This is a genomic window from Pseudomyxococcus flavus (assembly GCF_050038885.1).
Lineage (GTDB): Bacteria > Myxococcota > Myxococcia > Myxococcales > Myxococcaceae > Myxococcus > Myxococcus flavus.
Window position 1 is genome coordinate 4,529,368 of the sequence record NZ_CP143624.1, and the last position, 19,863, is coordinate 4,549,230.

Genomic DNA, 19,863 nt, shown 5'->3' on the forward strand with positions numbered 1-19,863 from the left:
GAGGAAAATGCCGGTTCAGGCGTGGGGTTTTCGCGAGAAAGGTCCCACCTTGGAGGGGTGGAAGGTGACGTCCAGCCGCTGATTGTCCCCCGACGTCAGCAGCGGTCATCGCCATGGGGTCTCTTGCGTGGGCCCCGCGCCCGAACCGTTGCCGGGGCCTATTGCAGCCGGTGGGCCAACGCTTCTCGCCCAGGGTGTTCCTCTGGGCCACGGTCCGCGCGTGCCCCAGATGCCCCAGGGCACCGGGGCAAACTGCCCCGACTTGGGGCATTTCTCCCCGGGCAACGTGCCCCGCGCCCCAGCGCGGCGGCCGCCCTGGGGGCGTTGTCCCGACAAGCCCGGTGTGCGGGGGTGGGACGGGCCCGTCCGCTGGCGGCGCGGCCTCACCCGCCGCGGCTTTCGCCCCTGAGCGCGGCGGTTGATAAATGGGATTGCGCCCGAAGTGGCGCGTGGCGCCGGCGGGGAGGCGGTCGGGCCCTCGGAGGTCGGCCGCCGGCCGGACAGGCCCAGGGGTGTCCTGCCTCGGCCCGTGGCACGGCAGATGCTCATGCGTGAGGCGCCCGGCGCCGCCCCGTCCCCTCGTGAGGAAGGGGCCTGGCACCGGGCGTGCCCACCTCACCAGAAGGAGCCGTCAGTCATGGGGCCAGACGAAATCACCGGGATGAACGAGGACGTGCGGGAGTGGCCGCTGTCGACGCGTGAGTGGGTGGCCCGCCGCAGCGCGCCCCGCATCCTCCTGGGCGAGGACCAGCCGGAGATGCGCAAGCTGCTGCGGCGCGCGCTCGTCCGGCGCGGCTACGACGTGGTGGAGGCACCGGACGGGCCGGGGCTCGTCAAGGCACTGGTCGACGGCCTCCTCGCGCAGCAGACGCAGGTGCCCGACCTCATCATCACCGACGTGCGCATGCCCGGCTTCTCCGGCATCGAGGTGCTGGCCCGCCTGCGCCGCGAGGGGTGGACGACGCCGGTCGTGCTCATCACCGCCTTCGGGGACGCCCAGCTTCACCAGGAGGCGGAGCTGCTCGGCGCGGCGCGTGTGCTCAACAAGCCCTTCGCCATGGAGGACCTGTGCGAGGTGGTCGAGCGGCTCGTCCCACTGCCGCGCTGAGGCGCGCCCCGTCCTCTGGTGGCGCTGCATGAAATCCGTCGGCCCGGAGGTCGCGGGTGCTTGCACCGCAGCACGTCTGCGTCCAGGCTCGCGCGCGGCGGCGGGCGTCGGATGCGCCCCCGCACACGAGGCGTCTCATGTGGAAGTCATCCTCGCTGCTGTCGTTGTTCGCGCTGGGCGCGGCGTGCCATTGCAACCCCACGAACCGGCCCGTGCCGGATGCAGGAGCCAGTGTGCAGGAGCCCGTGCGGCGCGTGGCGCGCATCGTCCGTGACTATCCGCATGCGACGAACGCCTTCACGCAGGGGCTGGTGTTCCACCAGGGCCACCTCTTCGAGAGCACGGGGCACCAGGGCACGCTGCGGCAGCTGTCGCTGCAGTCGGCGCAGCCGGTGTGGATGGAGCAGCTGGGGAACATCTTCGCGGAGGGGCTCGCCAGCGACGGCGAGCGCCTGTACCAGCTCACCTGGACCGAGGGCCTGCTCTTCACCTGGAGCGGCATGCCGCCGCAGCGCGAGCGGACCACGCGCTACGCGGGCGAGGGCTGGGGCCTGTGCTTCTGGGAAGGGAAGCTGGTGCGCAGCGACGGCAGCGCCATGCTTACCTTTCACGAGCCGGATGGCTTCGCGATGGTGGGCGCGGTGCAGGTGAAGCTGCGCGGCCAGCCGGTGGACCTCATCAACGAGCTGGAGTGCGCCAACGGCGTCATCTACGCCAACATCTGGCACAGCTCGGACGTGCTGGAAATCGACCCGGCCACCGGGACGGTGGTGGCCGTCATCGACGCGTCGGCGCTGACGCGCGCGGTGGAGGGCCAGGTGACCAACCCCGAGGCGGTGCTCAACGGCATCGCCGTGGAGCCGGGCTCGGGGCGCGTCTTCATGACGGGCAAGCTGTGGCCCCGCATCTTCGAGGTCCGCCTGGAGCCCGCGGGCTGAGTCAGCCCTTGCGCGCCTCGCCGTCGCGCTCCAGCTTGCGGTACAGCGTCTTGCGGTCCACCCCGAGGATGCGCGCCGCCAGCGTGCGGCTGCCGCCCACCGCCTCCAGCACGCGGTGGATGTAGCGCCGCTCCAGCTCCTCCAGCGTCACCAGCTCCGAGGCGTCCTGCGTCTCCGGCACCACGCGCGGCTGGCTGTAGTTGCGGACGCGCTCGGGCAGGTCGTCGACGGTAATCTCCTCGAAGGAGGTGAGGGCCACCGCGCGCTCGATGCAGTTCTGCAGCTCGCGCACGTTGCCCGGCCAGCCATAGGCCAGCAGCCGCTGCGCCGCCGCCGGGGACAGGCCCAGCACCCGCTTGCCGGTGCGCGAGGCGTACTGCTCGATGAAGCGCTGGGACAGGGCCAGCACGTCGTTGCCCCGCGCCCGCAGCGGCGGCAGCTCCACGCCGATGACGTTGAGCCGGTAGTAGAGGTCCTCGCGGAAGCGGTCCTCCTCCACCGCCAGCTCCAGGTCACGGTTGGTGGCGGCGACGATGCGCGCGTCGAAGGGCACCTCCGTGTCGCCGCCCACCGGGCGCACCGTGCGCTCCTGCAGCGCGCGCAGCAGCTTGGGCTGGAGGGTGAGGGGCAGCTCGCCCACCTCGTCCAGGAAGAGAGTGCCGCCGTTGGCCTGGACGAACAGGCCGGTGCGCGCGGCCTTGGCGTCCGTGAAGGCGCCCTTGGCGTGGCCGAACAGCTCGCTCTCCAGCAGGGCCTCCGGCATGGCCGCGCAGTTGATGGCGACGAAGGGGCCGTCCTTGCGGCGCCCGCGGGTGTGGACGGCCCGGGCCGCCACCTCCTTGCCGGTGCCGCTCTCGCCGGTAATCAGCACGGTGGAGTCCAGGTCCGCCACGCGGTCGATGAGCGCGTAGGCCTGCTTCATGGCGGGGCTCTCGCCCACCACGGTGCCGCCGTCGTCGCGCCGGCCCAGCTCCTGGCGCAGCCGGCGCACCTCCTCGCGCAGGGCGCGGTGCTGCACGGCGCGCTCCAGCACCAGCACCAGCGCGTCCACGTCGATGGGCTTGGTGACGAAGTCGTAGGCGCCGGCGCGGATGGCGGCCACCGCCGTCTCCAGGCTGCCGAAGGCCGTCACCACCACCACGGGGATGTCCGGGCGGTTGAGGGCGATGCGCTCGCACAGCGCCAGCCCGTCCATGCCGGGCATGCGCAGGTCGGTCAGCACCACGTCGAAGTCCTCGGCGGCCAGGCGCCCCAGGGCCTCGTCCGCGGACGGCATCGCCAGGGGCGTGAAGCCCCGGCGTGACAGCCCCTTCTCCAACATCACGCGCATCTCGCGCTCGTCCTCGACGACTAGGACGCGGCCTGGCATGTGTCCTCACCCTTCGGCAGGTAGATGGAGAAGCAGCTACCGCGTCCGGGCTCGCTGCGCACGGCAATCCAGCCGCCATGTTCCTGCATGAGCCCATAGGAGACAGACAGGCCCAGCCCGGTGCCCTCGCCCACGTCCTTGGTGGTGTAGAAGGGCTCGAAGACGTGGGGCAGCACGTCCGCGGGGATGCCCTGGCCCTCGTCCTCCACGTCCAGGCGCACGAAGTCCGCCTCCGGCCCGCCCACGTCCGGGGGTGGGGTGCTGCGGGCGTGGGCCGCGCGCACGCGCACCGTGCCCGGCTGCTTCATGGCCTGCACGCCGTTCATCACCAGGTTGGTGAGCACCTGCTGCACCTGCCCCGCGTCCACCTGCACCGTGAGGCCCGCGGGGATGTCCGTCTCCAGCGTGACGCTGTTGCGCGCGGCCATGGGGCGCAGCAGGGACAGCGAGCGCTCCACCAGTCCCTGCACGTCCTCCGGCGAGCGGTGCGGCTTGCGCCGCCGCGCGAAGTCGAGGAGCTGACGGATGATGGCCGTCATGTGCTGGGCCTGCTGGCTGATGATCTGCGCGCACTCGCCCACCTCCTCGCCCTCCGCCTCGCCGGAGGAAATCATCTTCGCCCGGCCCATGACGACGTTGAGCGGGGTGCCCAGCTCGTGCGCCACGCCGGAGGCCAGCTTGCCCACGGTGGTGAGCCGGTCCGCGTGCCGCAGGTGGTCCACGGCGGACAGGCGCGCGGCCGTCTCGGCGGCGAGCCGGGCGCGCGTCTCTTCCAGTTGCTCGCCCATGCGGTTCATGGCGCCGGCCAGCGTGGTCAGCTCGTCGCCGCGGCGCTGGGGCAGCGGCACGCGGGCGGTGAGGTCGCCCTGGCCGATGCGGTGCGCCAGCGACACGAGCTGCTCCACCGGCTCGCCCACCAGCCTCCGGCCCATGGCCATGGCGGCCACGATGAAGCCAATGGCCATGGCCGCGGTGGCGGCGAAGGTGCCCAGGATGACGGTGTTGACGTACTGCCGCTGCGCGCCCAGCGACTCGGTGATTTCGATGGCGCCCAGGCGGTTGTTGATGAGCACCGGCGTGTACGAGTGCAGCAGGCCTGGGTCCACGGCGGGGTCCACCATGGAGCCGTCCTTGCCCTGGAGCAGGGTCGCTAGCAGCCGTGGCGGGAAGCCGGTGAGCGGCGGAGTGCCAGGGCCCCCATCCAGCCACACCCAGCGCAGGTGGACCTGCTCCTGGAAGCGGTTGGCCTGATGGAGGAGCGTGAGCGCCTCCCGCTCCCCCGCGAGCTGCCACGCCTTGCCGATGGAGCCGGCGAGCGTGTGGCCGAGCAGCCGGTGGTCGTGCTGCATGTCCAGGGCGGAGCGCTCGAGCTCGCGGCGGACCTGGAAGTACTGCAGGCCGGCCATGACGGAGATGGCGAGCAGGACGAGGGCGAGGGTGAACTTGCGGGCGAGTCTCACAGGCGGTTCGAAGAGGCTGCTCCGGTCCGTGCACCTCGAGGGGGGAGGGAGCGCACGGACCGGAGGTGGGTTCTCACAACGTACCGCGAGTGCTGCAACAAGGAAGGCGGCGATTGCCGCCCGAGCCCTCGCCGGGCTTCAAGGCGGGCGGGCCGACTCCTCGTCCTCACTCAGAGCATCCGCTGTGCCAACGGATGGGGTGCGTTGCCTCTGTCGGAAGCCGGGCGGCGTGTCCCCGCCGGGGCGGGGCAGATTGCCCCAGTGGGGGCAGGATGCCCCGGTGTGTCGCTACAGCCCCTTCGTGTCGTAGCTGGAGGGGGCGTCGACGTGGAAGGCGAAGTCCACGGTGCGCTTCTCACCTGGGGCCAGCGTCACCTTCCAGGTCGCGATGCCGTCGCTGGACTGGAGCGCGTAGCCGGCCGTCGTCTCGGGCTCCAGCGCCACCTTCACGTCCTCCAGCTCGGACACGGGGAAGTGTTCGGAGAGCTCCACTTCCTCCGCCTGGGCGCGGAGGTTGTTCAGCGTGAACTGGTAGACGTACCGGAAGCGCTGGGTGTCCTTGAACAGGCCCTCGGGGCGCTGGACCTCCTCCACCACGCGGCGCTCCACGCGCAGGCCCTCGTCCACGCCGAAGGTCAGCTCGAAGGGCGCGCCCTGCGCCACGTGGTCCAGTGACTGGCGCCCGATGAAGCCTGCGCTCCGGTAGAGGTCCACTTCTCCCGGCAGCAACGGGAAGGGCGCGGCGTTGTTCATGCGGGCCACGCGGAAGATGACGGGGTGCAGCTTGGGAATGGTGCGCCAGCTGAAGGCGGCCTTGAGGCGGCTGCGAGCCACCTGGACCCGCACGGCGCTGCCGTCGCCGGGGATGCTCACGGGCGTCTGGGCCACGAGCTGCACGGACAGACCCTGGGGCACGGCCTCGAGCCCCTTCGACTTAGCGGTGTGGTCTGTCCCCCCGGCGTTGGCGTGCTGTGGCTGTTCGTCGCGGCGCACCAGGACCACGCGCTCCTTCGGCCGTTCCACCGCGGTGACCTTCAGCGGCTGGATTTCTGGAAGCGTGGCATCCCGCTGCGGCTGTGCCGTGGAGAGCACCAGCTTCGCGTGCGACCAGTCCTCGCCGGTGGACTGGCGCACCGTGGCCAGCGTGGTCAGCTCCACCATCCGGGTGCTGTCGTTCGCGCGGGCCTCGTAGGACGGTGTCCAATCGACGTTGCCCACCAGGTACGTCAGCGCCACGCGGGCCTGTATCCCCTCGGGACAGGAAAGACGCACCTCCACATGTCGCTCCCGTCGTTCGGAGGCGGCCTGAAGCTTCTTCAGTTCGGCGTCCACCTGGGCGCGCTGCTTCTCCAGCACGCGCCCCTTCTCGGCCACGTCCTGGTCTTCGGTCATCGCGCGCTGCCGCACGGCCATGGCCGAGTCGAAGGCGGCCGTCCATGCTCGCGTGTCCGGCTTCCCGCCTGTCAGCTCGCGGGTGACCCGGTCCACGGCGACATCCGTGTAGCCGCTCGCGAGCTCCCGGAGGTCCTTCACTCGCTCCGCCGCGTCGTTCAGGGCGGCCTGCTCACGGGCGAGTGCGTCTCTTCGCGCTTCCAGTCGGGTGCGTTCTTCGCGATGGGCCTCCTCGCGCGTGCGCTCCTCGCTGATGAGCCCTTCCACCGTGGCGCCGATGGCGTAGGCCCGGAGGCTGTCGGCCGCGGCGGCGAGGGGGACGGCTTCGAAACGGGCAATGGTGGGACCCCGGCACGTCACCGTCTCCTCACGGGTGACTTGCGCGCGGTCCGGATACACCACGACGGTGGACACCTTGGCGGACGCGACGAGCGCCCACAGCGTCAGGGGCAGGGCAGGCATGGTTCGGTCCTCGGACTACTGCTGGTTCAAACGCCATCCCTTGGGGCGGCTCAGGGTGTAATGGAAGGAGACGGTGGACTTGCCAGACGGAGGCACCGTCACGTCCCACTGGAGTTTCCCCGTGCTCTTGTCGGGCTGGGCGGAGGGCTCGGCACGGACCAGCGCCACCTCCACCTTGCCGTCGGTGTTGAGCGGAAGCTGGTCCACCACGCTCACGGCCAGGGGGAAGGGATAGGGATTGGGAACCTCGATGGTGACTTCGTAGGTGCCCACCTCGTCCTTGGAGATGAAGCCCTTCTCCGACTCGACGAGCCGGACGTTCCGGGCGCTGCGCACCGCGCGGTCGATGCCCAATGGCAGGATGAAGGCTTCACCGGGGACCAGGGTCGACAACGTCGCGGTGCCGGCCGGGTCGGCGCCCACGAAGAGCGAAGCTTCTCCCCCTGGGAACACGTTCCGCGATGGGCCCTGAAGCGTCGCGACGAGGTACGTATTCGGCGAGAGCGCGGGGAACACCTTGCGCTCCACCTGCACGGGCCAGAACTCGGAGACCAGCGGGAGGGTGCGTTCGCCCTTCCCACTGAGGAGGGTCTCCCGGTGCTGTGAAGTGAAGGTGAGGTTGTAGCCTCCCGCGAGGGCAATGGGTGACGCAGGGTCGAAGGTCGGAGGACGCCAGCCGGGCGGTGGGCTCAGTCCCACGGGCTGCCGGACGGAGTCCCTGTGAACGAACTGTTGAGTGACATTGACGCCCGCGACCCCGGAGCCGACGTCGATGGTGGGCGGAGCACCAACAATCTCGACGATGGCGCGCTCGGATTCGGGAAGCAGCTCCGCATTGACTCGAATCGTGCGGTTCAGACGGAGCTGAACGGCGCCGCGGGCATAGGGCTTGTAGCCCTCATGCGCGAACTGGAGGTCGTAGTAACCGGCTGGGAGGTTGGGGAGGCGGTACTCACCTCGTGCGTCTGTCACCGCCACGTGCTCGTATTCGCTCGAGGATGAGTTCGCGGTGACGACCACGTCGGAGACCGTCTGTCGGGACCGGGCGTCGATGACCGTGCCGATGATGTTGCTCGACCCCTGGGTGTCGCCTGTCGAGGGGGCTTGAGCCGTCGAGCGCTCAGGCTGGGCCGGAGGCTGCTGCCCGGCGGCTTGCATCAACTGCGCGCGCAGCGCCTGCTCGGCGGATGCCGTGGTCTGGGGCTGGGAGGGCGGAGTGGAAGCCGCGGGCCGGATGGACTCGGTATGGGGGCGCGGCGTGGGGATGAAGCGGTCCCGGACGCCCAGCTTCCAGGTGCTCAGCTTCGGCAGCGCCGTGGCATGGGTGGGCACGGCGGTGCTGAGCGTGAGCCGCGCGCCCTCCCAGTCCTCGCCCGTCTCCTGGCTGACGCGGCCGTAGAAGGCCATCTGCATCCGCTGCATCTCCGGCTGGAGCTGCAACTCATAGCGGGGATACCAGCGGGCGCCCGTGATGAGATACGTCAACGCCACCTTCGTGGCGCCCTTGCCCGTGAGCGTGGCGGTGACCTCGACTCCGGGCTCGCCGAACGTCTTTCCCAGCGTCGCCGCGCGGTCCTTGTACTGCTGACGTTCCTTCTTGAGCGTCTCGGATTGCGTCTCCAGCTCCCGCATCCGGGCTTCCAGCCGGGCCACGTTGTCCACGAGGAAGGACACGGCGGTGTTCCACGCGGCGGGCGCCGTCTGGCCTCGAGCGGCCTCGCTGCCGGATTGCACCGAGGGGCGGACACGCCGGAGCGCTTCGACCTGTGCGTGATGGACATCGCGTTCGGCGGTGATGCGCGTGAGCGCCGCGTCGATGTCCTCCATCCGTGCCATCAGCTTCTGCGCTTCGTCATGGGAGAAGGCCTCTCCCTTCACGACGCGCACGTCGACGTGGGACACCTCCGCGCCCTCGGCCTCGACGCGGATGGAGTCGGGGTCCACGTTCCTGGGCAGCCGGGGAAACGCCACGCGCTGCGAGCCAGACACCGTGAGGCTGCCGGAGCGAACCACGCGCGCCTGGTCGCTATAGACGGTGACCGACGTGACGGGGGTGTCGAGCGTCGCCCCCAGCACGCCCACGGCCATCAACCCGAGTCCGAGGATGAGCATGCGTCCATGCTGGCGATGGACGCGGCGGCAATCACGTCATGGTTCCCGCACGAAATCCTCACGGAGGAACCGGCGGCGGAGCGTGCGGGTCACCTCCGCATCCCACCGGGCGGAGAACACCTCCACGAAGGTCCGGCGGTAGTGCAGCGCGCACGCCAGGCACAGCAACGTCGAAATCAGCCCGATGACCGCGTTCTGCCAGGAGGCGAGGTTCCACTGCCCCTCCCAGAACCACTCCCGCATGCTCGTGGGCCAGTAGTAATAGATGGGCCACCCGGGTCCACTGCCCGCGAGGTCGCAGAGCAGGTGCAGATGGAAGGTGAACAGGGACAACGCCGCCACCCGGAGCCGCTGTCGCGCCAGCGCCGCGCAGGCCGCCGCGGTGACGAGGGCGCCCACGTAGCCATGGAAGAGGACGTGGTGGTACTTGACGTAAGACGCCTCGCCCGCGAGCAGCGTGAGCCCATCCAGGTCCGGTGCGAGCCCCGCGCAGGTGACGAGGATGCGGTCTCTGCGCTCGCGCAGCCCCTGGGCCGCGAGCCAGGCCAGCTCGGCGTGGACAATGGGGTTCATGGTGCTCGCAGCCTACGCCACGGCCGCGCCGCGTTTCATCCGAGCACGGGCGCGCGCCGGGGCGTGCCCAGTAGCTCCAGCGTGCGAATCGCCACATCCGCCAGCGAGGAGGCGCACGGCAGGCAGCCTCCGCCACAGCAGACCGGCCATTCGCCCTCCGGGTCTCGCAGCAGCGGATACACGCAGCCCCGCAGTGAGACTGGCAAGCCGGCCTCCTCGCACGCACGACGCAGGGCCGCCTGCACGGTGTCGTCCTTCACGTCCAGCACGGTCCGTTCATAACGCCAGGGCCGCCTGGCGCCACGCCCGGTGCGGCCCCTCCCTTTCCATTTGCCTTCAACGGTTAGGCGCCTTACGAGGTCAGGGTCGTGCCTACCCGACCTCCCAGCCCACTGACCTCCGCGGACGCGCCCCGCTATGAGCGGCTCCGGCGCCTGGCACAGCGTTTTCCAGAGCTGGACACCCGTGCCATCGAGACGTGCATCGCCCTGCTGCGGGCCTCGCATGACCTGTCGGGGGCCTATGAGGCCCACCTGGGTCGCCACGGCCTGTCGATGGGGCGCTTCACCGTGCTGGTCCGCCTGTACTCCACCGAGGACGCGGAGAGCGCGGGCGGGCTCACGCCAGCGGACCTGGCGGAGAGCTCCGGCGTCAGCCGCGCCACGATGACCGGGCTGCTGGACACGCTGGAGAAGGACGGCCTCATCTCCCGCGAGGACCATCCGGAGGACCGGCGCATGTACACGGTCCGCCTCACGTCCAAGGCCCGGCTGTTGATTGAAGGCATGCTGCCGGACCACTACCGGCGCATCGCCGCGTTGATGGCGCCCCTGAGCGAGGAGGAGCACACCACGCTGCGCGCGCTGCTGGCCAAGGTCTCCGCGGGGCTCCACATCCTCAAGGAGCCCTGACCCGCGGCGCGCGCCGGACCACTCAGCGCTTCGCGTGCGCGTGGGCCCGGGCGGCCTTCCGCCGGCGCACGAACAGCGCGCTCAGCGAGAGCAGGCCCACCGCGGCGGACAGGGGCAGGCTGGACGCTCCCTTGCCGGAGGCGCTGCAGCCACCCGCGCTGGGGGCACCCAGGGGATTCTCCGGGGTGAGCAAGTCGTCGCCGGTCATCACGCCCCACCGCGTCTGCGGCTGGGGAACAGGGGTCTCGACGACGGGCGCGTCGGGCGTGGACGGCTCGGTCGTGGGGTCGACGGGCACATCCGGCTCGGGGACGGTCGGCGCGGGCTCGGGCTCGGGAGCTGGCGGCATCACCTCCTCCAGCGTCGAGGCCATGAGGAAGCCGTCGTGGTACACGCTGGCCTCGGGGCGGATGGCATCGTCGCGGTAGAGGCCCAGCTTCAGGTAGTTCAGCTCCGTGCCGAACTGCGTCGCGACGGACGTCCTGGGCACCACGACCGCTCCGTTGTGCCAGAGCTGGACGTGACCCGTCTTCGCGTTGGGGGACCACTTCACCTCCAGCACGAAGTCATTCCAGTCACCGCGCCGCAGCGGCGCGGTCCACAGCACCTTGCCGCTCGCGCCACCCACGCGCATGAACATCTCCTCGCCGCGCACGTAGAACTCCAGCGGCGGCGAGCCACAGCAGCCCTCCTGGTGCCACTGCGCGAAGACCTGCCACCCGTCGTCGAGCGGGTAGTCCGCCGGGAAGAGGGTGCTCCACTTGTAGAACCACGTGGAGTTCGTCTGCTCCTGGCTGATGTAGAGCAATTCGTTGCGGTTGCCGCTGGCGCCAATGGGGTCATCGCCCTGTCGCACCGTGGCCTTCAGGGCATAGCGCCCCTCGCGGACGACGTCCGTCACCACCTGGAGCCGGCTGTTGGCGACGCTCTGGCTGCGCGTCCACTGCGAGGTGTTTCCCGTCTCGAAATCGCCCCTCCACACGACGTCCGCGGAGGCGAACGTGGGAATCAGCGACACCAGGGCGGCGAGTCGAAGCAACTGCGTCAAGCGAGGTCCTTTCGTTCCAGGTTGGCGCAGTAGGACACTCAGGCGGACGTGCTGCTTCCCCCTCGTGCCCTGTCGGGAAACCCCCGGGCCTGCGGGCCCCCGCCGTCTCATGTGCGGGGCGCCCTGGCGGGCGGGCCGCTGGCGTCATGCCGGCTTCCAGACGCCCGCGGGCAGTGATTCCGGAGGGATGCGAGGATGCCCTGCACTCAAGGTTTTCGGCGCAAGCCGTCTCCAAGTCAGGCCGGCTGGTTCACGGCCTGACCACCCGGCGCACTGCGGGTGGGCGGTAGGGGAGGGAGGGCCAGAAATGCGGAGAAAATCCACCCGCTGCCAGCCACCCGAGCCCTGCCAGGAGTCGGTGGCGAAGGATTGATGGTGTACAACGGGGTCGCTGGGCGGCTGTTTCGGGGGATGGCGCCCCAGGGGGCAGTATGTTGAAGCCGGCGTACGACAAAGTCCTGGTCCTGGCGCTGGCCACGCCCGTGTTGGTGCTGACCGTCCTCCTTGCCCGCACACCGTCCAAGGGAAGCGGGGCACCCGTGTCCGCGCAGTTCTGGGCGGAGCGGCGCGCCGCGTCGCGCATCGAGGCCCGGCTCACGCACCCCGAGGCGGACCTCTACCGGCCGCGCACGTCGGCGGGCGGCTGCCCGGTTCCTCCCGAGCCCATCCCGCTGCGCGACCTCGCGCGCCTGGAGGAGGCGGGTGACCTGTCGGGTATCGCGGCTGCCTATGCCCTCCAGGGCGAGTGGAACCAGGCGGCGACCTTCCTGGAGCGCATGCCTGCCTCGCCGGACCGCGACAGTGACTTGGCGGCGGTGTACCTCGCCCGGGGCGCGCATGAGCAGGCCCTGCGGCTGCTGGACGGCGTGCTGAAGGCCCAGCCGCGGCATGCGCAGGCCATGTGGAACCGCGCCCTCGTGCTCCAGGAGATGGGGCTCACGATGAAGGCGGCGGACACCTTCGAGCAGGTGGCGCTGCTGGGCGAGCAGGGCTGGAGCCGCGAGGCGAAGGCCAACGCCCGCGAGCAGCGCGACGCGACGATGGAGCGGGCCCGCCGCTGGAAGGAGGCGCGGGAGGCCACGCTCGCGCTGGTGGATGACCCCCAGGCGCCCCTGCCGCTGGAGGCGGCCCGGAAGGACCCTGGCATCGTCCGTCAGGCCTTCTACGAAGCGGTCCGCGCGGCGCCCTCGAAGGAGCGCGTCCTGGCCCTGCTGCCCCTGGCGCAGGAGCTGGACCGGGGCCACGGTGGGTCCACGCTGGCGGACTACGTCAAGCGCGTGAGCGGCCGGAACTTCGCGCGCCGCGGCGCGCTGGCGCGAGAGTATGCGTCGCTGGTTCGCGGCAAGCTGGCCCGTCCCGACGAGCTGCTGGCGCGGGTGCAGGACTCCGGCGAGGACGACCTCTTCCTGGGCACGGTGCAGCACGCGCGCGCCACGCGCCGCCTGATGTCCCAGGTGGTGGAGCGCGCGAAGCGCCAGAACGACCCCTGGTTCAACCTCTACATCGAGCGGGAAGAGGCCATCCGCGAGACGGCCGAGGGGAAGTGGTGGAAGGCCGAGCAGCGCTTCTTCAACGCGCTCCAGCGCTGCCGCGAGGACGGCCTCTCCGCGCGCTGTGTCGACCTGGAGCTGAGGCTGGGCATCCTCTACGCCGACCTGCAGCGGCTCACCGAGGGCGAGCAGCACACCCGCACCGCCTGGGCCTGGGCGCGCCAGCTGCGGGAGTGGGACATGGAGTTCACCGCGCTGGAGGTGCTGGCCGCCATCACCCGCTCGCGCGGGGACTTCGCCAGCTCGCGCGCCTATGTCGAGGAGTGGTCCGCGCGCGGCCGCGACAACTGCGTCTGGCCCCGGGAGAACCTGGCGCACACGTACTACCTGGACAACCGCATGGACGACGCGCGCCGCGAGGTGGACGCGAACGCCGCCTGCGAGAACGAGCCGCTCAGCCTGCTGTTCGCCGTCAACCTCGCGGAGCTGTCCCGCACCCGGCCGAAGCCCGGAGACGAGGCGCTGCTGCGCCGGGCGCTGACCTGGGCCAGTCACAGCAATCCCATGCCCAGCGATGCCGTGTATGCCCGCTACGTGGAGGGGCGCTTCCTGCTGGACGGCGACCGGGCGAGGGGGCAGGCCCTGCTGCGGCAGACCATCACCGAGGCGGAGGCGCTGCCGCGCGGGGATTCGCTGGCGCGCGAGGCGTGGGCGCTGAGCTACTCCTCGCTCGTCACCGACGCGGGCAGGGCGGGGGAGTTCACGCAGGCCCTGACGTTGATGGCCGCGCAGCTCGGCACGCCCGTGCCTCAGCGGTGCGCCCTGGCGGCGGCCGTCCATGGCGAGCGCACGGTGCTGGTGGCGCGGGGCGCGAAGGGCGAGGTGCTGGGCCACTACGAGACGGACCGGCAGGGACCGTTCAGCCGCGCGGACACCTCGAAGCTGGTGCCGCAGCGGCTGCGTCAGGCGCTGCGGAGCTGCGAGCGCGTGGACGTGCTGGCGTGGCCGCCCGTCTTCGGCCGCACGGACCTGCTGCCCCCGGAGGTGCCGTGGAGCTTCCGGCTCGGCCGCACGGCCCAGCCGCGCACCGCGCCCACCGCGCGGCGGCTCGTCGTCTCCAGCGTGGACGCGCCCGCGCTGCTCCAACTGCCGCGGCTGCCCCAGTGGCTGCCTTCCCCGGAGCCGGAGGCGGTGCCGCTGCAGGTGCTCTCCGGCTCGGACGCCACGCCCGCGCGGGTGCTGGCGGACATGCGGGACGCCACGGAAATCGAAATCCACGCCCACGGCATCATGGACCCGTCGCTGTCGGACGCCTCGCTGGTGGTGCTGTCTCCGGAGACGAGCGGCCGCTACGCGCTCACCGCGGACGTGGTGCGTCAGCAGAAGCTCACGGGGGCGCCCATGGTCTTCCTGGCGGCGTGCAGCGCCGGCCGCGCGGCGAGCTCCACCACCAGCCACGAGCCCTTCAGCCTGCCCGCGGCGTTCATCGACGCGGGCGCGCGCGCGGTGCTGGCCTCCACGGTGGACATCCCGGACGCCGCCGGTCGCTTCTTCGACGGCGTGCGCCGCCGCATCCGCGAGGGGGCCGAGCCCGCGGTGGCCCTGCGCGACGAGCGCCAGCGCTGGCTGGAGCGGGACCGCCGTGCCGGGTGGACCCGGCACGTCATCCTCGTGGAGTCCTATTGAGTGGGCACGGCGGCGCGGTGCGGCCGCCTACTGCGGGGTCCTCAGGTGCGTGTTTCCTCCCGGGAGCTGGAAATGATGGAACGTGACGGTGGCGCTCACGTCCAGCGCGCGCACCCAGTGCCACCACCCGACGGGCAGGAAGAGCAGCTCTCCGGGCTCCACCACGCCCTCCAGGACGGTGGCCTCGCCGTAGAGCGGGAAGCGCGCCGGGTCCGGTTGGTCCGCGTCCACCGCGCTGAAGGTGCCATGTCGCGGGTAGACGAGGTGGCGCTGGAAGGACGGCACCAGCCGCACGTGCTTGCGGCCCATCACCTGCCCCAGCAGCACGTTCATGTTGTCATGGTGCAGCGGGGTGACGGTGCCCGGCGGGCCCAGCAGCAGCGTCGTCATGTCCGGCCGCAGCTCCGGGTCGACGATGCCCGCGGGGGCGCGGATGTCCTCGCGCAGCCGGGCCAGGCCGTCGCGCTTCCAGTTCTCGTTGCGCGGCACCATGTAGAAGTCGTTTGTCTCGCCGGCCGTCTCCACCCGGTGCACGTAGTCGCGCAGCGTCACGACCTCGCGGTGCTTGTCGGGCTGCGAGGCATGGTCCGGGTTGGCATTGCGCCCGGACATGATTTCCACCTCCACGTCCCCGAAGCGCTCCCGGAAGTCCGCGAGCGACCAGCGGCGCATGGCCGGCCAGTCTTCCATGAAGCCTTGCAACACCACCGGCCGGTGGCCGAAGTAGTAGCGGGAGAAGAACTCCTCCGGGCTCACGTCGCGCCGCTTCTCCAGCCGCACCTCGCCCGACTGGCGATGCAGCTCCGCGTAGAGGTCCGCCAGCGCCTCCAGCCACTCGTAGCGCCGGCCAATCCGCCGCGCCGCCACCACGTACGGGTGGGCCTGCGCCGCGGCAATCTCCCGCTGCGCCAGCGACGTCTCCACGCCCGCATCCACCAGCACCCGCTGCGCGTCCTCCGCGCTCACGCCCAGGGCGAGGTTCTCCGCCAGCCAGGTGTGCCATTCCAATGCCAGGCGCGAGTCTTCCCTGTTCATTCAGAACTCCGTGAATTCCGTGTCGTGAGTCGTCCCGTCAGATGCGCGGGGGTCGCGCGTGTCATGATAAGAACTGTACGTGTTGTCCGTATCACCCATGTCTGCTTTCAGCCCAACCCCACTACGAGGTGCGAGCGCCCATGACGCCCGTTGAATCCCTCTTGGCCGGTAGCTTGGATTCCGAGTCCGGCGAAGCCCACGTGAAGAACACCTACGTCAACTGTGACACGGCCACGGTCGCCCCGCGGAAGCGGCTCCCGCTGCCCCCGCCGGCGGTTCCCCCGCTGGCCGGGCCGGAGCATTCCAGCGCCAGCGAGGCCCGCTGATCTCCAGGCCCGGGCTGGGTTTTTCACCCTCCCGGGCATTTTTCTGCCCGATTCCTTCTTTTTTTCTTCTCAAGGATTGGGCCGCCGCGCGTCTTTGACTGGGAAACGCGCAGGCGCGCATGTGAGCGGGGCTTCATGTCGGACCTCTTCAACCGGGAGCGGAGGCGCTTCGAGGCGTTCATCCGTCAGCATCGGCCCAGCCTTCTGGGGCTGGCCCGCCGGTTGTGCGCCCGCTCCAGCCTGGAGCCGGAGGACCTGGTCCAGGAGACCTTCGAGCGGGCGATGCCGGAGTTCGAGCACCTGAAGGACAGGACGGACTCTGCGGCGGCTGCGTGGCTGTGTACGACGATGACGAACCGCTTCCTGGACTACTGCCGCCGTCAGCGGACGGAGTCCCGGGGGCTGCCGCACCTGGCGCTGGTCCAGGACCTGGCGGTGTCACCGGAGGAGGCCCAGGAGAACTGGGAGCTGGTGAGCACCGACGCGTTCCAGAAGGCCATCGAGCGGCTGAAGCCGCACCTGCGTGACGCCTACCGGCTGCACGCGGAGGGCAAGCGCTACACCGCCATCGCCGAGCATTTCAATGTTCCCGTGGGCACCGTGGGCAGCTGGCTCACCCTGGCCCGCAGGGATTTGAAGGAACTGCTGCTGCCCCAGGTGGCGGTAGCCCGGGAGCAGGGGGCAACGAGCTCATGAATACGCCATGCACCAAGCTGCACCTCTTCGTGGACGGTGAGCTGTCCGCTCCCGACGCCGAGGCCTTCCGCCAGCACCTGGCGCGCTGTCCCGAGTGCGAGGCGGGCCTGCGAGATGTCCTGCAACTGGAGTTGCTGGCCGCCCGGGCCCTGGGCGGCGCCGATGAGGTGAAGGCGGAGGCGCCGGCGAAGGTGACGCCGTTGCGGCCGTGGATGCAGCGGGCTTCTCGCGCGCTGGTGCCGGTGGCGCTGGCGGCGGGGCTGGCCGCGGTGGGGGTGTTCCGCTTCCAGGCGCAGCCGGAGGACGCCTTCGACGTGTGGCTGGCGGGCGCCGACTCGCGCACGCTGGAGGCGCGGCTCAGCTACCCGAAGGCGGACCGCTTCCTGCCCTATGAGCCGATGCGCGGCACGTCCGGCACGTCGAACCCGCTGCCGCTGCGGCCCCTGGCGGAGCTGGAGGAGCGGCAGGACTTCCAGGGCATCGCCGCGGCGTATGCGCTGCGGGGAGACTGGCAGCAGGCGGAGTCCTTCCTGTCGCGGGCGCCCGCCTCGGCGGACAAGGACAATGACCGGGCGGTGGTGGCGCTCAGCGGGCAGCGGTGGGAGGAGGCGCTGAACCTGCTCGGCGGTGCGCTGAGCCAGGAGCCCCGGCACGCCCAGGCGCTGTGGAACCGGGGGCTGGCGCTGCGGGGGCTGGGGCTGCTGAAGCAGGCGGAGGCGTCGTTCCGTGACGTCGCCGCGCTTCCAGGGCAGGAGGCGGAGTGGAGGCGGGCCGCGGAGCGGCGGGCGAACGAGCTGCGCGCGCTGCGCGACGCGGAAGCCGCCCGGCGGCAGCGTCAGGTGCGCGAGACGTGGGCGCGGCTCACCGAGGGCGTGGCGGAGCCGTCGCACCTGGTGCGGCAGCAGCCGGCGGTGACGCGGGCCGCGCTGTATGAGGCCGTGCGCACGGCGCCCTCCGCGGCCGCGGTGTCCGCGCTGATGCCGCTGGCCATCGAGCTGGACCGGCTGGGCGGCGGCACGGTGCTCCAGGATTACGTCCGGGACACGGCGGCGCGTGACTTCGCCGTCCGTGCGCCGCTGGCGCGCGACTATGCGCGGCTGATGAAGGGCGAGGCCATGCCGGGGCTGCTGGAGACGCTGAGGGCCTCGCAGGAGACGGACCTGTACGTCGGTGCCCTGCTCCACACGGGCGAGGCGGCGACGGACGCCGAGGCGCTCAAGGCCCTGCAGCGCTATGCCCACGGCTCGAGGGACCCGTGGCTGAACCTGCTCGCCGACCGGGAGCGCGCGCGGGGCGAGGACGCCGCGGGCCGCGCGGCCAGCGCCGAGCAGTTGCTGCTGGCCACGCTTCGCACGTGTGGTGCGTACAACACCCTCTTCCCGTGCGCTGAAATCAACTGAGCCCGTCCTCCGCGTGAGGAGGGTTGCCCGCCCGGTGCCATCGCGGCACGTTGGGGCGATGCGGAGGCCGGCCCGTGACAGGGCCGGCCTCTTGCTTTCATGCACATCGTGCAGGCGCGTGTCCGCCACCGGGCGGAGGCGGCACTCGCGCCGGACGGACCGGATTCGGCATGGCAGGCTCTGGTGGTTGGTTTCTCTCACCCAGGAGTCCGCACCATGCCGCTATCCCCACCCCGGAACATGAACGACTACGAGGCCACCCGTCGGGACTTCCGGTGGGAGCGGCCCGAGCACTTCAACTTCGCCGCCGACGTCATCGACCGGCACGCCGCGGAGCGCCCGGACGCGCTGGCCCTGCTGTGGTCCGACGAGGCGGGGCAGGCGCGGCGCTTCACGTGGGCGGACCTGCGCCGGCGCTCGCTGCACGCGGCCCACTTCCTCACCGCCCAGGGGCTGCGCCGGGGCGACCGCGTCTTCATCATGATGCCGCGCGTGCCGGAGTGGTGGTTCCTGGTGCTGGGGTGCATCCGCGCGGGCATCGTCTTCATGCCCGGCACGCCCATGCTCACGCCCAAGGACATCCGCTACCGGCTGCAGGCGGCGGAGGCCCAGGCGGTGGTTGCGGACGTGAGCTGCCTGGAGCGCTTCGAGGGGCTGGTGGGGATGGCCCAGGTGCGGACCTGGGTGGCGGTGGGCGAGGGCGCGCCCGCGCCCTGGGTGCGCTACGTGTCGGGCGTCGCGGAGGCCGACGCGGGCGCGGCGTTCGAGCCGACGCGCGCGGACGCGCCGCTGCTCATCTACTTCACGTCGGGCACCACGGGCATGCCGAAGATGGTGCTGCACACGCAGGCCAGCTACGGGCAGGGCCATGTGATTACCGGCCGCTACTGGCTGGACCTGACGCCGGAGGACCGGCACCTGACGCTGAGCGACACCGGCTGGGCCAAGTGCGCCTGGGGCAAGCTCTTCGGCCCGTGGAGCCAGGGCGCGTGCAACGTCGTCTATGACTTCCGGGGCCGCTTCGAGCCCGCGAAGCTGCTGAAGGTGCTGGAGACGCAGCAGGTCACCACCTTCTGTGCGCCGCCCACGGCGTGGCGGGCGCTGGTGCTGCAGGACCTGAAGGCCTTCGACCTGTCCTCGCTGCGCCACACGGTGAGCGCGGGCGAGCCGCTCAACCCCGAGGTCATCGACACGTGGAAGGCCGCCACCGGGCTCCACATCCGCGAGGGCTACGGACAGACGGAGACGGTGATGATTGTGGGCATGTTCCCCTCCATGGAGCCGCGCGTGGGCTCCATGGGCAAGCCGTCCCCGGGCTTCACGGTGGGCGTCATCGACGACCGGGGGCAGGAGGTGGCGGATGGACAGGAGGGGGACATCGCCGTGCGCGTGTTCCCCGAGCGCCCGGTGGGCCTCTTCCAGGGCTACCTGGGCGACGACGCGGCCAATGAAGCCTGCCGGCGCGGTGACTGGTACGTGACGGGAGACCGGGCCGTGAGGGACGCGGACGGCTACTTCTGGTTCGTGGGCCGCGCCGATGACGTCATCAAGACGTCGGGCTACCGCGTGGGCCCCTTCGAGGTGGAGTCCGCGCTGCTGGAGCACGACGCGGTGGCGGAGTCCGCCGTCATCGGCGTGCCGGACGAGAAGATTGGCCAGCGGGTGAAGGCCTTCGTGGTGCTGGCGCCGGGGCACACCGCGTCCCCGGCGCTCGCGCAGGCGTTGCAGGAGCACGTGAAGCGGACCACGGCGCCGTACAAGTACCCGCGCGAAATCGAGTTCGTCACCGAGCTGCCGAAGACGGTGAGCGGGAAGATTCGCCGCGCCGAGCTGCGCTCCTCGCAGAAGTAGCGGCGG

The 19,863-nt window shown here is 71.1% G+C and carries 16 protein-coding genes; 8 read left to right on the top strand and 8 right to left on the bottom strand.

The annotated features are described in order from the left end of the window. Positions 1 to 637: 637 nt before the first annotated feature. Both VZL07_RS19035 and VZL07_RS19040 read left to right on the top strand, forming a co-directional pair. A complete protein-coding gene (locus VZL07_RS19035) occupies positions 638 to 1,108 on the top strand; it encodes a response regulator (RefSeq protein ID WP_426757010.1) in 471 nt (156 codons plus the stop codon). Positions 1,109 to 1,245: 137 nt separating this feature from the next. Then, on the top strand, positions 1,246 to 2,046 hold the full coding sequence (locus tag VZL07_RS19040) for a glutaminyl-peptide cyclotransferase (protein WP_426757011.1): 801 nt from the start codon (positions 1,246 to 1,248) through the stop codon (positions 2,044 to 2,046). 1 nt (position 2,047) lies between these two features. On the opposite strand, the gene VZL07_RS19045 is transcribed toward VZL07_RS19040, so the two are convergent. From VZL07_RS19045 to VZL07_RS19070, 6 genes are all read right to left on the bottom strand, one after another. Next, entirely contained in the window at positions 2,048 to 3,415 is a 1,368-nt protein-coding gene (locus VZL07_RS19045) for a sigma-54-dependent transcriptional regulator (protein ID WP_426757012.1), read from the bottom strand. Next, on the bottom strand, positions 3,397 to 4,875 hold the full coding sequence (locus VZL07_RS19050; protein ID WP_426757013.1) for an ATP-binding protein: 1,479 nt from the start codon (positions 4,873 to 4,875) through the stop codon (positions 3,397 to 3,399). The genes VZL07_RS19045 and VZL07_RS19050 overlap by 19 nt, the downstream gene beginning before the upstream one ends. Before the next feature lie 288 nt (positions 4,876 to 5,163). Beyond that, positions 5,164 to 6,729: a mucoidy inhibitor MuiA family protein gene (locus tag VZL07_RS19055; protein ID WP_426757014.1), complete on the bottom strand. Its 1,566-nt coding sequence runs from the start codon at positions 6,727 to 6,729 to the stop codon at positions 5,164 to 5,166. 15 nt (positions 6,730 to 6,744) lie between these two features. Next, positions 6,745 to 8,841, bottom strand: coding sequence for a mucoidy inhibitor MuiA family protein (locus VZL07_RS19060; RefSeq protein WP_426757015.1), 2,097 nt, complete (start codon positions 8,839 to 8,841; stop codon positions 6,745 to 6,747). 36 nt (positions 8,842 to 8,877) lie between these two features. After that, entirely contained in the window at positions 8,878 to 9,414 is a 537-nt protein-coding gene (locus VZL07_RS19065; RefSeq protein WP_426757016.1) for a metal-dependent hydrolase, read from the bottom strand. 35 nt (positions 9,415 to 9,449) lie between these two features. Then, the gene (locus tag VZL07_RS19070) at positions 9,450 to 9,683 is read right to left on the bottom strand and encodes a hypothetical protein (protein ID WP_426757017.1); all 234 of its coding nucleotides are present in this window, start codon (positions 9,681 to 9,683) and stop codon (positions 9,450 to 9,452) included. A 99-nt stretch (positions 9,684 to 9,782) separates the two neighbouring features. Here VZL07_RS19070 and VZL07_RS19075 point away from each other — a divergent pair, with 99 nt between their 5' ends. Then, entirely contained in the window at positions 9,783 to 10,325 is a 543-nt protein-coding gene (locus tag VZL07_RS19075; protein ID WP_426757018.1) for a MarR family winged helix-turn-helix transcriptional regulator, read from the top strand. Between the two features lie 22 nt (positions 10,326 to 10,347). On the opposite strand, the gene VZL07_RS19080 is transcribed toward VZL07_RS19075, so the two are convergent. Further along, the gene (locus VZL07_RS19080) at positions 10,348 to 11,373 is read right to left on the bottom strand and encodes a polysaccharide lyase (RefSeq protein ID WP_426757019.1); all 1,026 of its coding nucleotides are present in this window, start codon (positions 11,371 to 11,373) and stop codon (positions 10,348 to 10,350) included. Positions 11,374 to 11,804: 431 nt separating this feature from the next. On the opposite strand from VZL07_RS19080, the gene VZL07_RS19085 reads away from it, so the two are divergent. Next, positions 11,805 to 14,549 (top strand): CHAT domain-containing protein, encoded by a 2,745-nt coding sequence (locus tag VZL07_RS19085; RefSeq protein ID WP_426757020.1) that lies wholly within the window; start codon positions 11,805 to 11,807, stop codon positions 14,547 to 14,549. 27 nt (positions 14,550 to 14,576) lie between these two features. Here VZL07_RS19085 and VZL07_RS19090 read toward each other — a convergent pair whose 3' ends face one another. Next, positions 14,577 to 15,584, bottom strand: coding sequence for a cupin-like domain-containing protein (locus tag VZL07_RS19090; RefSeq protein ID WP_426757021.1), 1,008 nt, complete (start codon positions 15,582 to 15,584; stop codon positions 14,577 to 14,579). Between the two features lie 161 nt (positions 15,585 to 15,745). Here VZL07_RS19090 and VZL07_RS19095 point away from each other — a divergent pair, with 161 nt between their 5' ends. The 4 genes from VZL07_RS19095 (at position 15,746) to VZL07_RS19110 (ending at position 19,857) form a co-directional block, all read left to right on the top strand. After that, a complete protein-coding gene (locus tag VZL07_RS19095; protein WP_426757022.1) occupies positions 15,746 to 15,910 on the top strand; it encodes a hypothetical protein in 165 nt (54 codons plus the stop codon). A gap of 135 nt (positions 15,911 to 16,045) precedes the next feature. Next, a complete protein-coding gene (locus tag VZL07_RS19100; protein WP_426757023.1) occupies positions 16,046 to 16,606 on the top strand; it encodes an RNA polymerase sigma factor in 561 nt (186 codons plus the stop codon). Then, complete coding sequence (locus VZL07_RS19105; protein ID WP_426757024.1) at positions 16,603 to 18,006, top strand: zf-HC2 domain-containing protein; 1,404 nt, start codon at positions 16,603 to 16,605, stop codon at positions 18,004 to 18,006. Before VZL07_RS19100 ends, VZL07_RS19105 begins: the two co-directional genes overlap by 4 nt. Before the next feature lie 216 nt (positions 18,007 to 18,222). Beyond that, complete coding sequence (locus VZL07_RS19110; protein WP_426757025.1) at positions 18,223 to 19,857, top strand: acyl-CoA synthetase; 1,635 nt, start codon at positions 18,223 to 18,225, stop codon at positions 19,855 to 19,857. The last annotated feature ends 6 nt before the right edge of the window (positions 19,858 to 19,863 follow it).

Bases quoted from the DNA above. Each gene is read 5' to 3' on its own strand.
- VZL07_RS19035 (WP_426757010.1), top strand. From the start codon at position 638: ATGGGGCCAGACGAAATCACCGGGATGAACGAGGACGTGCGGGAGTGG.
- VZL07_RS19040 (WP_426757011.1), top strand. From the start codon at position 1,246: ATGTGGAAGTCATCCTCGCTGCTGTCGTTGTTCGCGCTGGGCGCGGCG.
- VZL07_RS19045 (WP_426757012.1), bottom strand. From the start codon at position 3,415: ATGCCAGGCCGCGTCCTAGTCGTCGAGGACGAGCGCGAGATGCGCGTG.
- VZL07_RS19055 (WP_426757014.1), bottom strand. From the start codon at position 6,729: ATGCCTGCCCTGCCCCTGACGCTGTGGGCGCTCGTCGCGTCCGCCAAG.
- VZL07_RS19060 (WP_426757015.1), bottom strand. From the start codon at position 8,841: ATGCTCATCCTCGGACTCGGGTTGATGGCCGTGGGCGTGCTGGGGGCG.
- VZL07_RS19065 (WP_426757016.1), bottom strand. From the start codon at position 9,414: ATGAACCCCATTGTCCACGCCGAGCTGGCCTGGCTCGCGGCCCAGGGG.
- VZL07_RS19085 (WP_426757020.1), top strand. From the start codon at position 11,805: ATGTTGAAGCCGGCGTACGACAAAGTCCTGGTCCTGGCGCTGGCCACG.
- VZL07_RS19090 (WP_426757021.1), bottom strand. From the start codon at position 15,584: ATGAACAGGGAAGACTCGCGCCTGGCATTGGAATGGCACACCTGGCTG.
- VZL07_RS19100 (WP_426757023.1), top strand. From the start codon at position 16,046: ATGTCGGACCTCTTCAACCGGGAGCGGAGGCGCTTCGAGGCGTTCATC.
- VZL07_RS19105 (WP_426757024.1), top strand. From the start codon at position 16,603: ATGAATACGCCATGCACCAAGCTGCACCTCTTCGTGGACGGTGAGCTG.
- VZL07_RS19110 (WP_426757025.1), top strand. From the start codon at position 18,223: ATGCCGCTATCCCCACCCCGGAACATGAACGACTACGAGGCCACCCGT.